13 protein-coding genes and 3 pseudogenes are annotated in these 14,943 nt (G+C 71.8%); 15 read left to right on the forward strand and 1 reads right to left on the reverse strand.

The features are described from left to right. The 11 genes and pseudogenes from AB0I06_RS33350 to AB0I06_RS33400 form a co-directional block, all read left to right on the forward strand. A pseudogene (locus tag AB0I06_RS33350) lies at nt 1-651 on the forward strand (phosphoketolase); the annotation flags it as partial. A gap of 183 nt (nt 652-834) precedes the next feature. Further along, a complete protein-coding gene (locus tag AB0I06_RS33355) occupies nt 835-1,524 on the forward strand; it encodes a response regulator transcription factor (protein WP_363122609.1) in 690 nt (229 codons plus the stop codon). Between the two features lie 208 nt (nt 1,525-1,732). Next, complete coding sequence (locus AB0I06_RS33360; RefSeq protein WP_363122610.1) at nt 1,733-3,466, forward strand: GAF domain-containing sensor histidine kinase; 1,734 nt, start codon at nt 1,733-1,735, stop codon at nt 3,464-3,466. 242 nt (nt 3,467-3,708) lie between these two features. Next, nucleotides 3,709-4,353 (forward strand): universal stress protein, encoded by a 645-nt coding sequence (locus tag AB0I06_RS33365; RefSeq protein ID WP_363122611.1) that lies wholly within the window; start codon nt 3,709-3,711, stop codon nt 4,351-4,353. Beyond that, entirely contained in the window at nt 4,245-4,616 is a 372-nt protein-coding gene (locus AB0I06_RS33370) for a universal stress protein (RefSeq protein ID WP_363122628.1), read from the forward strand. The genes AB0I06_RS33365 and AB0I06_RS33370 overlap by 109 nt, the downstream gene beginning before the upstream one ends. A 442-nt stretch (nt 4,617-5,058) precedes the next feature. Continuing rightward, on the forward strand, nt 5,059-5,964 hold the full coding sequence (locus AB0I06_RS33375; RefSeq protein WP_363122612.1) for a universal stress protein: 906 nt from the start codon (nt 5,059-5,061) through the stop codon (nt 5,962-5,964). A 28-nt stretch (nt 5,965-5,992) separates the two neighbouring features. Continuing rightward, nucleotides 5,993-7,015 (forward strand): zinc-dependent alcohol dehydrogenase, encoded by a 1,023-nt coding sequence (locus AB0I06_RS33380; protein WP_363122613.1) that lies wholly within the window; start codon nt 5,993-5,995, stop codon nt 7,013-7,015. A gap of 5 nt (nt 7,016-7,020) precedes the next feature. Next, a pseudogene (locus AB0I06_RS33385) lies at nt 7,021-7,886 on the forward strand (universal stress protein). A gap of 216 nt (nt 7,887-8,102) precedes the next feature. Next, entirely contained in the window at nt 8,103-8,249 is a 147-nt protein-coding gene (locus tag AB0I06_RS33390; protein ID WP_363122633.1) for a hypothetical protein, read from the forward strand. A 182-nt stretch (nt 8,250-8,431) separates the two neighbouring features. After that, nucleotides 8,432-9,445, forward strand: coding sequence for a 2-hydroxyacid dehydrogenase (locus AB0I06_RS33395; protein ID WP_363122614.1), 1,014 nt, complete (start codon nt 8,432-8,434; stop codon nt 9,443-9,445). Between the two features lie 358 nt (nt 9,446-9,803). Then, nucleotides 9,804-11,009, forward strand: a complete 1,206-nt coding sequence (locus AB0I06_RS33400) for a globin domain-containing protein (RefSeq protein ID WP_363122615.1) — start codon at nt 9,804-9,806, stop codon at nt 11,007-11,009. 24 nt (nt 11,010-11,033) lie between these two features. Here the strand turns inward: AB0I06_RS33400 and AB0I06_RS33405 are convergent, their stop codons facing one another. Beyond that, the gene (locus AB0I06_RS33405) at nt 11,034-11,459 is read right to left on the reverse strand and encodes a hypothetical protein (RefSeq protein WP_363122616.1); all 426 of its coding nucleotides are present in this window, start codon (nt 11,457-11,459) and stop codon (nt 11,034-11,036) included. A 171-nt stretch (nt 11,460-11,630) separates the two neighbouring features. On the opposite strand from AB0I06_RS33405, the gene AB0I06_RS33410 reads away from it, so the two are divergent. From AB0I06_RS33410 to AB0I06_RS33425, 4 genes and pseudogenes are all read left to right on the forward strand, one after another. Beyond that, on the forward strand, nt 11,631-12,809 hold the full coding sequence (locus tag AB0I06_RS33410; protein ID WP_363122617.1) for a sensor histidine kinase: 1,179 nt from the start codon (nt 11,631-11,633) through the stop codon (nt 12,807-12,809). A gap of 8 nt (nt 12,810-12,817) precedes the next feature. After that, on the forward strand, nt 12,818-13,501 hold the full coding sequence (locus tag AB0I06_RS33415) for a response regulator transcription factor (RefSeq protein ID WP_363122629.1): 684 nt from the start codon (nt 12,818-12,820) through the stop codon (nt 13,499-13,501). A gap of 164 nt (nt 13,502-13,665) precedes the next feature. Beyond that, nucleotides 13,666-14,480, forward strand: a pseudogene (locus AB0I06_RS33420) (IS5 family transposase). Nucleotides 14,481-14,655: 175 nt separating this feature from the next. Continuing rightward, a complete protein-coding gene (locus AB0I06_RS33425; RefSeq protein ID WP_363122618.1) occupies nt 14,656-14,928 on the forward strand; it encodes a hypothetical protein in 273 nt (90 codons plus the stop codon). The last annotated feature ends 15 nt before the right edge of the window (nt 14,929-14,943 follow it).

Raw genomic sequence — 14,943 nt, forward strand, 5'->3', positions numbered from 1 at the left:
AGCCGCGACTACGTCAACGTGATCGTCGCCGGGAAGCAGCCCTGCTTCGACTGGCTCTCCATGGACGAGGCCCGCGTGCACTGCGCCCGCGGCGCCGGCATCTGGGAATGGGCCGGCACCGAGGACGGGACCCGGGAACCGGACGTGGTGTTGGCCTGCGCGGGCGACGTCCCCACCCAGGAGATCCTCGCCGCCGCACAGTTGCTCCGCCGCCACCTGCCGGATCTTGCGGTGCGGGTGGTCAACGTCGTCGACCTGGCCCGGCTCCTGCCCCGGGAAGAGCACCCGCACGGCATGCCGGACGCCCAGTACGACGCCCTGTTCACTACCGACAAACCGGTCGTCTTCGCCTACCACGGCTATCCGTGGCTGATTCACCGGCTGGCCTACCGTCGCACCGGTCACCAGAACCTGCATGTGCGCGGCTACAAGGAGATCGGCACCACCACGACGCCGTTCGACATGGTGGTGGGCAACGACATGGACCGCTACCGCCTGGTCATGGACGTCATCGACCGGATCCCGGGGCTCGCCGTGCGGGCGGCGGCCGTGCGGCAGCGGATGGTGGACGCCCGCACCCGCCACCACGCCTGGATCCGGGAGCACGGCACCGACCTGCCCGAGGTCGCCGACTGGACCTGGGACGGCTGAGCGGCTGCTCGCCGGGTGGTAGCCGGTGTCGCCGGGCGTCACGGAGAGGGAGGATCGAAGGAGGGCGAAACAGGGCCGACCGGCCCTGGCCTTCCGGCCCACCAACGAGGAAGATCCGATTCGTACGCCCGACAGCACCCGGGTACGGACACCGGTACGTAGCGCTGGACAAGGAGCATGGACATGGCGGACGGCGAACAGCCCGGCCACGACGACCCGATTCGGGTCTTCCTGCTGGACGACCACGAGGTCGTACGGCGCGGCGTGCACGACCTGCTGAACGACGAACCGGACATCACCGTGATCGGGGAGGCCGGCACCGTCGAGCAGGCGCTGGTGCGGGTGCCCGCCCTGCGTCCCCAGGTCGCGATTCTCGACGTCCGCCTGCCCGACGGCGACGGCGTGTCGGTGTGCCGCGAGCTCCGCTCGAGCATGCCCGACCTGGCGTGTCTGATGCTGACCTCCTTCGACGACGAGGAGGCGCTGCTGGACTCCATCATGGCCGGCGCCTCCGGATACGTGCTGAAGCAGATCCAGGGCTCCGACCTCGTCTCCGCCGTGCGCACGGTGGCCCGGGGCCAGTCCCTGCTCGACCCGAGCGCCACCACGAAGCTGATGGCCCGGTTGCGGGGAGGCCGGCAGAAGGAGGAGCCCGACGCCCTTCCCGGGCTGACCGAGCGCGAGCGGGAAATCCTGGCGCTGATCGGGGAGGGGCTGACCAACCGCCAGATCGGTCAGCGTCTCTACCTCGCCGAGAAGACGGTGAAGAACCACATCTCCCGCCTCCTGGCCAAGCTCGGCGTCGAACGGCGCGTCCAGGCGGCCGTGATCGCCACCCAGGCCCAGGACCGGCTCAAGGGCGACAGCCGCTGAGGCCGGGCGGTCCGACGACGACACAGGGCCGCACCCACCGCTGCCCGGGTTTCGCCTCCACGGCGGCCGCCCTGCCCCTGAGGCCGGGGGCGGGTCTCCGTCCCGGTCACCTGCCTTGATCTCGTATCGTTCGCCCGCGCGCCCCGCTACGGTGGCATCAGTGGGACTGACGGCCCGCGGCACGGTGAGACGACCAGGAGGACCGGGCGTGGAACGCTCCGCGGAATCGCGGGAGGCACGGGTACGGCTTCCCCAGCTGCGGCTGGACGAGCTGCTGGAGGAGTTGCAGGCCCGCCTGGATGCCGCGCGGGGTACGCGTGACCGGGTCCACAGCCTGCTCGAGGCGGTGCTGTCGGTCGGCCGCGAGCTGGACCTGGAGCAGGCGCTGTACAGCATCGTGCAGGCCGCGGCGGTCCTCGTCGACGCCCAGTACGCCGCGCTCGGAGTCATCGGCCCTGACGGCAGACGGCTGTCCGACTTCCTCACCGTCGGTCTCACCGCGGAGCAGATCGCGCAGATCGGCCATTACCCGGAAGGCCACGGCATCCTGGGAGAGCTGATCCGTCACCCCGAGCCGCTACGCCTGACCAAGCTCTCCGAGCACACCGCCTCGTACGGCTTCCCGCCCAACCATCCGCCGATGCACACCTTCCTCGGCGTCCCGATCCGCGTACGCGACCAGGTTTTCGGCAATCTGTACCTGACCGAGAAGCGAGGCGGAGCGCAGTTCGACGAGGACGACGAGTCGGTTCTGTCCACTCTCGCCGTAGCGGCCGGTGTCGCCATCGACAACGCCCGCCTGTACGAGGAGTCGCGGCGGCGGGAGCGTTGGTTGCGGGCGAGCGCGGAGATCACGCACGCCATCATGTCCGGCAGCGAACGGGACGGCGTCCTGCGCCTGATCGCCGAGCGGGCCATGGACATCACGGGGGCCGCTCTGGCCGTGGTGGCGGTGCCCATGGAAGACACCGGCACGCTCACGGTGGAGCTGGCCATCGGAGAGGAGGCCGAGACCCACCGCGGGATGGTGCTGCCCGTCGAGAAGAGCCTGATCGGTCAGGCCTTCTCGGAAGCCTCCACGATCACCAGCCCGGACGTCTCCCAGGACGAACGGGTCTCCTCGGGTCCGCGGCGCTTCATCGGCCTCGGCCCTGCCGTGGCCGCACCGATCGGCAGTGGCGACAGCGTCCGCGGTGTCGTGCTGCTGGTCCGCGAGGCGGGCCAGACCGTATTCCTCGAGCAGGAGACGGAACCGCTCAAGGCATTCGCGGCCCAGGCCGCGGTCGCGATGGAACTGGCCGAGCGCCGGCAGGCCGCCGAGCAGATCGCACTCCTGGAGGACCGCGACCGCATCGCCCGGGACCTGCACGACCTGGCGATCCAGCGGCTCTTCGCCACCGGCATGACACTGCAGAGCGCCGGGCGTTTCATCGAGCACCCCGAGGCCTCCGAGCGGGTGGTGCGGGCGGTGGACGACCTGGACGAGACCATCAAGATCATCAGGTCGACGATCTTCGGCCTGCGTTCGCGCGAGAGCGCTGCCGGCACAGGTCTGAGGGCCCGGGCCGTGCGGGCGGTCGGCGAGGCCGCGCCCGTACTGGGCTTCGCCCCGAGCCTGCGCATGGAGGGGCTGCTGGACACCGAGGTGCCGAAGGAGACGGCCGACCACCTGATGGCGGTCCTTTCGGAAGCCCTGACCAATGTCGCCCGGCACGCGCGCGCCGGCCGCGCCGAGGTCGTGCTGGCGACGGACGGCCGTGAGGTGCGGCTGGAGGTGTCCGACAACGGCGTGGGCATCGCGGCCGAGGGACGCCGCAGCGGGTTGAGCAACATGGCCGAACGCGCCCGGCAGGTGGGCGGCGAACTGGACTGGACCTGCCCGGCCGGCGGAGGCACCACGTTGGTCTGGCGAGTCCCGGTGGGTGACAGCGGGGACCGGTGAGCGCGAGGACCGACCTCGCCTGGGACCGGTGATCGGCAAGGCCGCCGGTGGTCGGGTCGGGGCCCGGCCCCGCACGACCTCCGTGCCGATCCTTCCGTCAGCCCGTCCTCCGAGGACACACGGTGGCGCCGGGGGACGCGCGGGGATACCCGGGACGGTCGTCCGACGTGTGGGCACCAGTGGCCCCTCCGCACCTGCTCCGAGGAACCGAAGACTCGAGGCGTCCCCCGAGGAGGTTCCACATGACCCGCACCGTCACCGCCGGACTGGACGGCTCGCCGGAGAGTCTGGCCGCGGCCCAATGGGCCGCCCGCGAAGCAATGCTGCGTGACCTGCCCCTGCGCCTGGTGAGCGCTTGGGAGTGGCCGCCGTCGGCGTTCGCTCCGACGACCGGGCTCGCCGTGCCGGTCCCGCCGACCGCCCGGCGCGCATGGGCACGACACGTTCTGGACGAGGCGCGGGCGCGCGTCGCCGCTCGGCATCCCGGTCTGCGGATCGACGCCGACGAGATACCGGGGCAGCCCGTCCCCGCCCTGCTGAAGGCCGCCGAGGACGCCCGGATGCTGGTGCTCGGCTCCCACGGTCCGAGCAGGGCCGCCGGATACCTGGTCGGCTCTGTCGCCCTGTCCGTCCTGGCCCGGAGCACAGGCCCGGTGGTGCTCGTGCGGGTGGATGAGCGGCCCGGCGGTGAACCTCGCACCGACGACCCGCCGCCCGTTCCGGGGCCCACGGCGACGTCGTCCTCGGCCTCGACCTGCGCAAGCCCGACGACACCGTCATCGCGTTCGCATTCGACGCCGCCGCCCGTCGAGCGGCCGGTCTGCGTGTCGTCCACGGCTGGACGCTGCCGCCCTACTACTACGGCGGGGAGCTCATGCCCGAGCTGAGCGCCGAGACGGCCGCCAGGGTCCGCCACGAGCTGACCGACGTGCTGCGTCCCTGGCAGGGGAAGTTCCCCGAGGTGGAGGTGCGCGCACAGGCCACGGTCGGCGGCGCGAGTGCTCACCTGGTCGACGCCTCGCGCGGCGCGGCGCTGGTGATCGTGGGCCGCCGGGTCCGCCGGGCGCCGATCGGCACCCATATCGGGCCCGTGACGCAGGCGTTGCTGCACCACGCCGCCGCTCCGGTGGCGGTCGTCGCGCACGACTGACCACCGTGCCCGACGGCGGGCGGCCGTAGCCGTGGCGGTCGGCAACCGAAGCCGCAGCCGCGACGGTCGGCAACCGAAGCCGCGAAGGCGGGCAGTCGTAGCCGCGACGGTCGGCAACCGAAGCCGCGAAGGCGGGCAGTCGTAGCCGCGACGGTCGGCAACCGAAGCCGCGGGCGGCCGTCCACGGCAGGTCCGGCCCCCGGTCGTCGGGTCCGTTCTCGTCGCCGGAACGGGGGGAAGCCACCGGATGGCGCACCTCCCACCCCGGCCGGTCATCCAACCCGCTGCGGCCCTTCGCGGTCTCCCGTAGCGCTCCGCGCCGTCGTCGCCGACACCCGGCGGACAGGGCCCTTCGGCCCGCGCGGGGGACCAGCGGCCCCTGCCCCGGCAGGCCCGCGGGCGAGACGCTTTCAGCAGATCACCACACCCAGGAGGTGGGCACATGCCCGGCACGATCATCGTAGGTCTGGACGGTTCGCCGGAGAGCCGGGCCGCGGCGGAATGGGCCGCCCGTGAAGCGGCGTCGCGCGGTACCGGCGTGCGGCTGGTCCACGTGTGGCTGCCCCTGCCGGAGCGGATGGCCCAGGCCCCGCTCCTCGGCGCCGAGACCCACCAGCACTGGACCGAACGCGTCCCGCGCGAAGCGGCCGAAGGGCTGCGGCTGCGTCACCCCGGGGTCGGGGTGACCTACGAACAGCGCACCGGAGCCCCGGCCGAAGCCCTCCTGGAGGCCTCCCGCGACGCGGAGCTGCTGGTTCTGGGCTCCCGCGCACTGAGCGGGCTCTCCGGCTTCCTGGTCGGATCCGTCGGCCAGTCCGTCGTCGCCCGCGCCGAGATGCCCGTCGTCCTGGTACGCGCCGGTGAGCAGGCCGCCGACGAGCACCTCAAGGATCCCGTCGGCATCCCGTCCGCCGCGACCGCGTTCCGGCCTGTCGTCCTGGGTCTGGACACCGACAGCCCCGACGAGACCCTGATCGCCTTCGCTTTCGACGAAGCACGGTTGCGTGCGGCCCCGCTGACCGTCGTCCAGGGCTGGAACCTGCCGTCCTCCTACGTCTACAGCCTGGCGGCCGGTGTCGATCCCCGTGACGAGATCACACGCGAGCGGAGCGCCGCGCTCACCGAGGCGCTGCTGCCCTGGCGGGAGAAGTACCCGGACGTCGGGATCACCGAGCTCTCCCGCCTGGGCAGCCCCGCCAACCACCTCATCGACGCCTCCCGCGACGCCTCCCTCGTCGTCGTCGGCCGGCGTGTGCGCCGCAACCCGTTCGGCATCCACATCGGTTCCGTGGCCCACGCGGTGCTGCACCACGCCACCGCCCCCGTCGCCGTCGTCGCGCACGCCTGACAAGGCGAGCCACGTGAGGAGCATGAGCATGAAGGCAGCTGTCGTGACCGAGTTCGGCGCACCCCTGGTCCTCGAGGAGCGCCCCGATCCCGAACCAGGCCCCGGACAGGTCCGGATCCGGGTCGAGGCGTCCGGACTGTGCCACACCGACATCCACGCCGCGCACGGCGACTGGCCCGTGAAGCCCACCCTGCCGTTCGTGCCCGGGCACGAGGGGGTCGGTCTCGTCGAGAAGCTCGGCGACGGCGTGACCCACCTGGCCGTCGGGCAGCGCGTGGCCGTGCCCTGGCTCGGCAGCGCCTGCGGACGGTGCGAGCACTGCCTGTCCGGCTGGGAGACACTGTGCGAGAGCCAGGTCAACACCGGCTACGGCTGCGACGGTGGCTACGCCGAGAAGATGCTCGCCCGGGCCGACTTCGCCCAGCCCGTGCCCGACGGTGTCAGCGCCCTCGACGCCGCTCCGCTGACCTGCGCCGGCGTCACCACGTACAAGGCGCTCAAGGTGGCAGGCGTCGGGCCCGCCCAGCTGGTGGCCGTCTCGGGCGTGGGCGGACTCGGCCACCTCGCGGTGCAGTACGCGAAGATCGCCGGAGCGCGGGTCGCAGCCATCGACGTCACCGAGGACAAGCTCCGGCTCGCCCGCGAGCTGGGAGCCGACATCGTCATCGACGCCCGGACCCAGGACGTCGGCGCGGAGCTGAAACGCCACGGCGGCGCCCACATCGCTCTCGCCCTCGCCGTGAACCCGGCCGCCTTCGAAGCGGTCAACTCCGGCCTCCGGCGCGGTGGGAAGCTCGTCATGGTGGCACTTCCGGCCGACGGCACCATCCGGCTCCCGATCTTCGACACCGTACTCAACGGCACCTCGGTGATCGGTTCCATCGTCGGCACCCGGCAGGACCTCGCCGAGGTCTTCCAGCTCCACGCGGCGGGCCGCACGCAGGTCATCAGCGAGACCCGGCCGCTCGCGGCGGTCAACGAGTGCATCGACGAGGTACTGCGCGGCCAGGTCAAGGCCCGGATCGTCTTCGACCTCGGAACCGGAGAATGAGGACCATGAACCTGCCCCTGGTCGTGGGTGTCGACGGCTCGGAACCGAGTCTGCGGGCCCTCGACTGGGCCGCCGACGAGGCCGCCTTGCACGGGGTGCCCCTCCGTGTGGTCTACGCCTGCCTGTGGGAGAGGTACGAGGGGACCGCACTCGCGCCCGGCCTCGCCGGACCGTCCGGGCACGCGGCCGCCGAGGACATCGTCGGCGTCGCCATGAGCCGTGCCCGGCACCGCCGTGCGGGCCTGTCCGTGACGACAGCCGTCGTGCCGGAGGAGCCGGAATACGTCCTCGCACGGGAGAGCCGCAACGCATCACTCGTCGTCGTGGGCACGCGCGGGCGCAGTGGACTCACCGACGCGCTGCTGGGTTCCGTCAGCCTGACGGTCGCCACACACGCCCACTGCCCGGGGCGGTCGTGGTGCGCGGCGACCACCACGACCGCCCCGGGGGCGGACAGCCCGACCACATCGTCGTCGGCGCGTCCGACGCTCCCACGAGGGCGGTGCGCGTCGCCTGTGAGGAGGCACGGCGTCGCAAGGCCGTCCTGGAGGCCGTGCGGACCTGGCGTCGCCCTTCCCACGAAACGGTCGATCACCCTCTGCTCACCGGCTCGTCCGAGCTCCCGTACGAAGAACGCGCAGCCAAGGAACTGGACGCCGCCCTCGCCGACGCCCCGCCTGACGTGACCCTGCACCGGCGCACCGCCGAGGGGCACGCCCGGCACGTGCTGCTCGCCGCCTCGCAGAAGGCCGGACTGCTGGTCATCGGCCGACGCCGCCCCGGGCAGTACGGGCCCCGCCTCGGACGGGTGGCCCACACCGTCCTGCATCACTCCCGTTGCCCGGTGATGGTCGTGCCCGACGGGGCGTGAGAGCGAGCGCCGACACCAGCACGCCCTCACAGCCGCCCAGGCGTCCCGACACGGGCACCCCAGCTCAGGTGTCCTGGCGGGCCACCCCCGGATGGCGCCTCGGAGGGGATGAGCATCATGACAGTTCACGAACACCCGCACCGGCACCCGGGATTGCCCTTGCCGTCGTCGAAGACGGACGGCAGGGCCACAGCGGTGGCCGACGGATCGCCCAGCATGCCGACCAACCCCTTCACCGGCTACCACGTCGTCTACGCCGTCGTCCTGATCGCCCTCGTGGCCGCAGGCGCGGGCGCCACATGGGGACTGGGCCGGGCATGGGCACGGCTGCCCTTCGTCAGCCGAAACCGCTGGTTGCTCTGATCAGCGGCCGCAGCCGACCGGGGTACTGCCGCTCACCCGAGGCGTACTCCGGTTCCGCTTGCCGGTTGGGGGGATACACCGGATTCCGCCGCGTCCCCGCGACCCTCGTGGTCACGGCGGCCGACCCGGCAGGAGGAGACCTAGGGTGGACCGATCGTCGTTCCCCCTCGGGAGGAGAGCACGTGGAGATCGTCGCTTATGGCGTCCTGGCGGACGAGGAGGTCCTGCTGCGGCAGGCCTTCGACAAGAAGTTCGCCGGCCGCCACGAACTGCGGTGCCTCAGGATGTTCCTGGACCGGGACACCGCGCCCACCGCCGCGGGCCACGAGGTGGTGCTCAGCAGCGTCAACGACACACTCGACGCCCAGGTGCTGCGAGCCCTCGCGGCCGGCGGCACCCGGATGATCGCCCAGCGGTCCACCGGCTACAACAACATCGACCTGCCCACCGCCGAGACGCTCCGGCTGACCGTCGCCCGCGTCTCGTCCTACTCGCCTTACTCCGTCGCCGAGTTCGCGTGGACGCTCGCCCTCGCGGTCAACCGGAGGATCGTCCGGGCGGCCCACCGCACCCGCGAGTTCGACTTCCGGCTCGACGGCCTGATGGGCCGTGACTTCCGCGGCCGCACGGCCGGAGTGGTGGGGACCGGCAAGATCGGCGCGGCATTCGCCCGCATCGCGCACGGCTTCGGCATGCGGCTGCTGGGCTGGGACATCGCGGAGAATCCCGCATGCGCGGCGCTCGGCATGCGGTACGTCCCGCGCGAGGAGCTGTTCGCCGAGTCCGACCTGGTCAGCCTGCACGTGCCGCTGCTCCCGGACACCCACCACCTGGTGGACGCCGAAGCCCTGGCCCTCATGAAGGACGACGCGATCCTGGTCAACTCCAGCCGTGGGGGACTGGTCGACACGGACGCCCTGCTGGCCACACTTCGCGCGGGGCGGTTCAGCGGTGTCGGTCTGGACGTCTACGAGGAGGAGGCCGGTGTGTTCTTCCTCGACAAGTCCCTGGAGGTGATGACCGACGAACGGCTCGCCCGGCTGATGACCTTCTCCAACGTCCTGGTCACATCGCACCAGGCGTATTTCACCCGCGACGCGGTCGGTCAGATCGCCGACACCACGGTGTCCAACGTGGACGAGTTCTTCGCGGGCCGCACCGGTGACAACACCCTCGTCCGCCCATCCCGGACCTGAGGCGCCGCCCGGCACGGGCCGGGCCCGCGGAAACCCACCGTCGGCAGTCAGGATGCGCCCTGCCTCTCGCGGTTCGCCGCTCGGCAGCATGGCACCCGACCGCGACGCCATCGCGGCACAGCAGTGCCCTCCGTGCCGAGCGCGATCGGGCCGCCTACCCGGGCGGCCGGACATCCGATAGGGCCGGGTGGCCCGGATCACCGCCCACCGGCGGGCCCAACCGGCCTGAGCTGCTGAGTCCTTGGTCCTCGATCCGGCCGACGGTACCCGTCCGGGAAGCGGACCGCTGATAAACCGGACGGGAGCCCGAGACGTGCGAGCCGAGAGGCCGCACAAGTCCGCATCCCTGAGGAGCCCCATGCTTACGCCCGAGTCCGCCGCTGTCGTGCGCGCCACCCTGCCCGCCGTGGGCGGTGCCCTCGACGAGATCACCGCCCGCTTCTACCGGACGATGTTCAGCGAGCACCCCGATCTGCTGGACGGCATGTTCAACCGCGGCAACCAGGCCAGCGGCGACCAGCGCAGGGCACTGGCCGGGTCCATAGCCGGCTTCGCCCGGGCGCTGCTCGCCGACCCCGACGCGCGCCCTGACGCCCTGTTGTCCCGGATCGCGCACAAGCACGCGGCGCTCGGCGTCACCGAGGACCAGTACACGGTCGTCCACAAGTACCTCTTCCGCGCGATCGGTGACGTACTCGGAGATGCGGTCACCCCGGACGTCGCCGCGGCCTGGGACGAGGTGTACTGGCTGATGGCCGGCGCCCTCATCGCCCGGGAAGCACGGCTCTACCAGGAAGCGGAGGTCGACCCACGGCGGCCCTGGCGGCAGTGGACCGTCGTGGAGCGGCGGGAGGAGACGAACGATGTCGTTTCGTTCCTGCTGCGGCCGTCCGACGGCGAGCCCGTGCCGCCCGCTCGTGCCGGACAGTACGTCAGCGTCCGGGTCCGCATGCCCGACGGCGTCCACCAGATCCGTCAGTACAGCCTGTCGAACGCGCCCGGCGAACAGACGCGGCGTATCACCGTGAAGCGAGTGGAGGCCGTGGCCGAGGCCCCGGAGGGCGAGGTGTCCAACCACCTGCACGGCAGCGTCCGTACGGGCGACGAACTCACCCTCTCCGCCCCCTTCGGCGATGTCGTGCTCGACGACACCGACACCCCGCTGCTGCTCATCTCGGCGGGCATCGGCTGCACGCCCATGACCGGCATGCTGGCACACCTCGCGGACACCGGCGCCACCCGCCCGGTGCGGGTGCTCCACACCGACCGCTCCCCGGCCGACCACGCCCTGCGCGCGGAAACGCATCGGCTTGTCAGCCAACTGCCGAATGCGCGGGCCCGGTACTGGTACGAGAGGGACGCCGCCGACGAACCCGGCGCCCGCACCGGCCTGATGGACCTGGCCGCGCCGGACCTGCCGGAGAACGCCGATGTCTACCTGTGCGGCCCGGTGCCCTTCATGCGGGCGGTACGCTCCCAGCTTCTCCGGGCCGGCATCCCCGCCCGGCACATCCGGTACGAGGTCTTCGGCCCCGACCTGTGGCTGGCCCACGCGGAAGACTGAGGCCGTCAGGTCCAGGGCACGCGCTCACCGGCGGATGACACGTACCCTGCGCAGCCCCATCGCGCAGGCTCCGCAGAAGGCGCCCCAGGCGGCGTTGACGAGGAAGAGCGGGACGATCGCCAGGGGCTGGGCGAGGGGTCCCTGGAGCTCTCCCGTCAGGAGGGGGGAGAGGACCGCGCTCAGAACCAGGGCGGCCAGCGCGTACGCCACGCCGGTGACCACGAGGGTCAGCAGAGGGTCGCGTACGCGGCTGAGACCGACCGCGAGGATCCAGGTCAGCGTGATGGCCAGGGTGAGGAGCACCGGGGTCAGGGGTTTGCCGAGAGCGTCGCTCCAGCCGGCGATGGAGAACAAGGGCCGGACGAGCGCGACGGCGGTCAGGGCGGCGACCAGCGGCCGGTTCACGCCGCGCAGGCGCTCGACGATCGGGGGAGAGGCTTCTGCGTTCACGGTCCCCATCGTCGAGGGAGGGCAGCCGCGCGGGCGTCGGTCTGCGGCGGACACCTGCCGTACCCCACGGGTTGTGGCTCCGGCGCGGTTGCGTACCACGGTGGTTGCGAACCCGCGCGATTCCGCCAAGCGAAGGAGGGCGCCGGGGCCGCGGCCGCTTACGCTGGCGGCATGCCCCTCGGTGCTGTCTCACGTCTCCGGCCGCATCCGCCGCACGGCCGAGCGGCGGATGCCGCCCTGGCCTGCGGGGTCTTCGTGCCGGTGGCGGTGGGCAGTCTGAGGTCGCTCATCGGTGAGCGGGAGGAGTCCTGGTCGGCGACCGTCGTCGGCTGGACACTGATCGTCGCCGCCTGCGCGGCGCTGTACCTGTGCCGCCGCCGCCCCGTGGCCGTCGCCGCGTTCGTACTGGCCGCCACGGCCGCCTACTACCTCGTCAGCGTCTACGACGGTCCCCTCATGGTCACGTTCGTCGTCGCGCTCTACGTCGTCGCCGCCCAGGGCCACCTCCAGGCCGCCATCGCTCTGGCGGCGCTGACCGTGATCGCGACCGGCATCGGCACACTCGCGGGAAACCACGACGTCAACGGCGTCGCCGTGTTCATGCTGACAGGATGGCTGGTCGGAGTGGTCGCACTCGGCTGGGTGCGGCACAACCGCCTGGCCCTCGCCCGGGAGAGCGAGGAGCGCGCCGCGACCGAGGAGCGGCTGCGTATCGCACGTGAACTGCACGATGTCGTCGGCCATCACCTCTCGCTCATCAACGTCCAGTCCGCGGCCGCCCTGCGCCGTCTGAGCAGGAACCCGGCGAAGGGCGCACAGAGCGCGCAGGACGCGCTGGGAGCGATCAAGGACACCAGCCGGGACGCCCTGCGGGAGCTCCGGGCGACCCTCGGGGTGCTGCGGCAGGTCGACGAGGAGGCGCCCGTCACGCCCATGGCCGGACTGGCTCGTCTCGACGAGTTGGTGGCCTCCGCACGGCTCGCCGGACTCGACGTCCATGTGCGGTTCAGCGGCGAGCGGGAGCAGTTGCCCATGGAGGTGGACCTGGCCGCCTTCCGCATCGTTCAGGAGTCGCTCACCAACGTGAGCCGCCACGCCCACGCGACCGTCGTCACCGTCGGCATCCATCGCGAGGCGCGGCAGGTCACGGTCGAGGTCACCGACAACGGGCAGGGCCCCGGGGTCGCGAACGGCGGAACGCCGGGCAACGGTATCCGCGGGATGCGCGAGCGGGCCCACGCGCTGGGCGGCGAATTGACCGCAGGACCCGGGCCGCACGGCGGATTCACCGTACGGGGCCGGATCCCCTGCACGAACTCCTCGATGAACGGAGCGCGTTCCCCTTCATGAGCCGGACCCTGATCAAGATTCTTCTGGCGGACGACCAGCGCCTGGTGCGTGCCGGGTTCCGTTCGATCCTCGAGGACGAGGACGACTTCGAGGTGGTCGGTGAGGCGGGCGACGGCGAGCAGGCCGTGACCTCCTGCCGCACGCTGCGCCCCGATGTGGTGCTGATGGACATCCGCATGCCGGGCGTCGACGGTCTTCAGGCCACCCGGCAGATCGCCGGTGACCCCCGCCTCGCCGACGTCAAGGTGGTCATCCTGACCACCTTCGACCTGGACGACTACGTGTACGGCGCGCTGCGCGCCGGTGCCACCGGCTTCCTGGTCAAGGACACCGAGCCGGAGGAACTGGTGCACGCCGTGCGGGTGGCAGCGCGTGGCGACGCGCTGATCAGCCCCTCCGTCACACGCCGGCTGATCGCGGAGTTCGCCGTACGGGTCGAGGCACCTGAGCCCGGCCCGCGCCTCAAGGCCCTCACGGACCGCGAGCGTGAGGTCATGGAACTGGTCGCCGCCGGTCTGACCAACGACGAGATCGCCGCCCGCCTCGTCCTCAGCCCCGCGACGGCCAAGACCCACGTCAGCCGCATCATGACCAAAGTGGGCGCCCGTGACCGTTCCCAACTGGTGGTCCTGGCGTACGAGTCCGGCATGGTCCGCCCGGGCTGGCTGAACGGTCGGCCGCCACGGGTATAGCGGGCGGGCTGCCACGGGTGTGGCGGGCCGGCCCCTACGGGCGTAGCCGCCACGCGCGGGCATGCCACCACCGGCTCAGCCGGTCCGCTACCACCTAGGCAGTTTCGTTTGGATCAGTCGGTCGTTGGTCCGGGTGTGCCGTTGACTGACGCGAGTGGGCGCGGATCGAGCCGTTACTCCCGGACCGGACACCGAAGCGGGGTGGCCGCTGGCGCGACCATCGTCAGGTGATTGACGCGATCGCCTATAAGTTCCAGACCGGCACACAGTGGGTCCACCTGCCGGAGAAGTACGGCAACTGGCGGGGCGTCTACAACCGGCTGCGGATGTGGGCCATCGACGGCACTTGGGAGCGGGTATTCACCGCGCTGATGGCCCAGGCCGACGCGGACGAGGACCTCAACTGGGCCGTCTCGGTGGACTCCACGATCGTGCGGGCCCACCAGCACGCGGCCGGGGCCCGCAAAAAGGGGCCCCGGCAGACGAACCCGGCGACCACGCCATCGGCCGCTCCCGCGGCGGACTGACCACAAAGATCCACCTCGCCGCCGATGCCCGCTGCCGGCCCCTCGCGTTCGTCCTCACCGCTGGACAAGCCGGTGATGCACCTGCCTTCACCGAGGTCATGGCCCGCCTGCGTGTTCCCCGTCGGCGAGGACGACCTCGCACCCGGCCGGACCTGGTCCTGGCCGACAAGGCGTACTCCTCCCGCGCAATTCGCGAGCACCTGCGCAGGCGCGGCATCCGAGCCGTGATCCCTGTTCCCGCTGACCAGCGCAGCCACCGGCTGCGTCGGGGCAGCCGAAGCGGCAGGCCACCAGCCTTCGACCGCGAGACCTACAAGCAGCGCAACACCGTCGAGCGGTGCATCAACCGTCTGAAGCAGTGGCGAGGCATCGCCACCCGCTACGAGAAGACCGCCACCATCTACCTGGCCGGACTCCACATCGCAGGCATCTTCCTCTGGTCCGCCCGGTGATCTAAACGAAACTGCCTAGCCGAACCGGTCGGCCACCGCTGGTGGAGCCGAAACGCCGCGGCGGGCAACCCACCAGCGGCGTAGTCCGGGCGCCCAGACCGCAACCGGCGGGGTAGGGCAGGTGTCCGCCGCAGGCCGATGCGCCGTCGCCCGCCGCAGCCGGACCCTGCGAGACATGGATACACGCTCCCCTGCCCACCCGCCTTCGGCCAAGGCCCCGGCCGCCCTGGTGGGCCTCCTCGCCGGCGGCGCCGCCGGTTTCCTGCTGACCGAGACCGTGGGCGCCTTCTCCGCCTTCGTACTCGGCCGCGCTCTCGACGTGGCCGGCACCGGCGGCCTGCTGCTGGCCGCCTTCGTCGCCGTACCGTCGATCTGCGCCGTGCTCGGTGCGGTCATCGCCGTCCGCCGCGCCGAGCAGAACCGCCGCTCGCACCACCGAGGCCGGTGAAACCCATGTCACCAG

It is taken from the genome of Streptomyces sp. NPDC050674 (assembly GCF_040654575.1).
In the GTDB taxonomy this organism is placed as follows: domain Bacteria; phylum Actinomycetota; class Actinomycetes; order Streptomycetales; family Streptomycetaceae; genus Streptomyces.

Coding starts and splice junctions, on each gene's coding strand:
- AB0I06_RS33355 (WP_363122609.1), top strand. CDS start 835: ATGGCGGACGGCGAACAGCCCGGCCACGACGACCCGATTCGGGTCTTC.
- AB0I06_RS33425 (WP_363122618.1), top strand. CDS start 14,656: ATGGATACACGCTCCCCTGCCCACCCGCCTTCGGCCAAGGCCCCGGCC.
- AB0I06_RS33400 (WP_363122615.1), top strand. CDS start 9,804: ATGCTTACGCCCGAGTCCGCCGCTGTCGTGCGCGCCACCCTGCCCGCC.
- AB0I06_RS33375 (WP_363122612.1), top strand. CDS start 5,059: ATGCCCGGCACGATCATCGTAGGTCTGGACGGTTCGCCGGAGAGCCGG.
- AB0I06_RS33380 (WP_363122613.1), top strand. CDS start 5,993: ATGAAGGCAGCTGTCGTGACCGAGTTCGGCGCACCCCTGGTCCTCGAG.
- AB0I06_RS33365 (WP_363122611.1), top strand. CDS start 3,709: ATGACCCGCACCGTCACCGCCGGACTGGACGGCTCGCCGGAGAGTCTG.
- AB0I06_RS33410 (WP_363122617.1), top strand. CDS start 11,631: ATGCCCCTCGGTGCTGTCTCACGTCTCCGGCCGCATCCGCCGCACGGC.
- AB0I06_RS33390 (WP_363122633.1), top strand. CDS start 8,103: ATGCCGACCAACCCCTTCACCGGCTACCACGTCGTCTACGCCGTCGTC.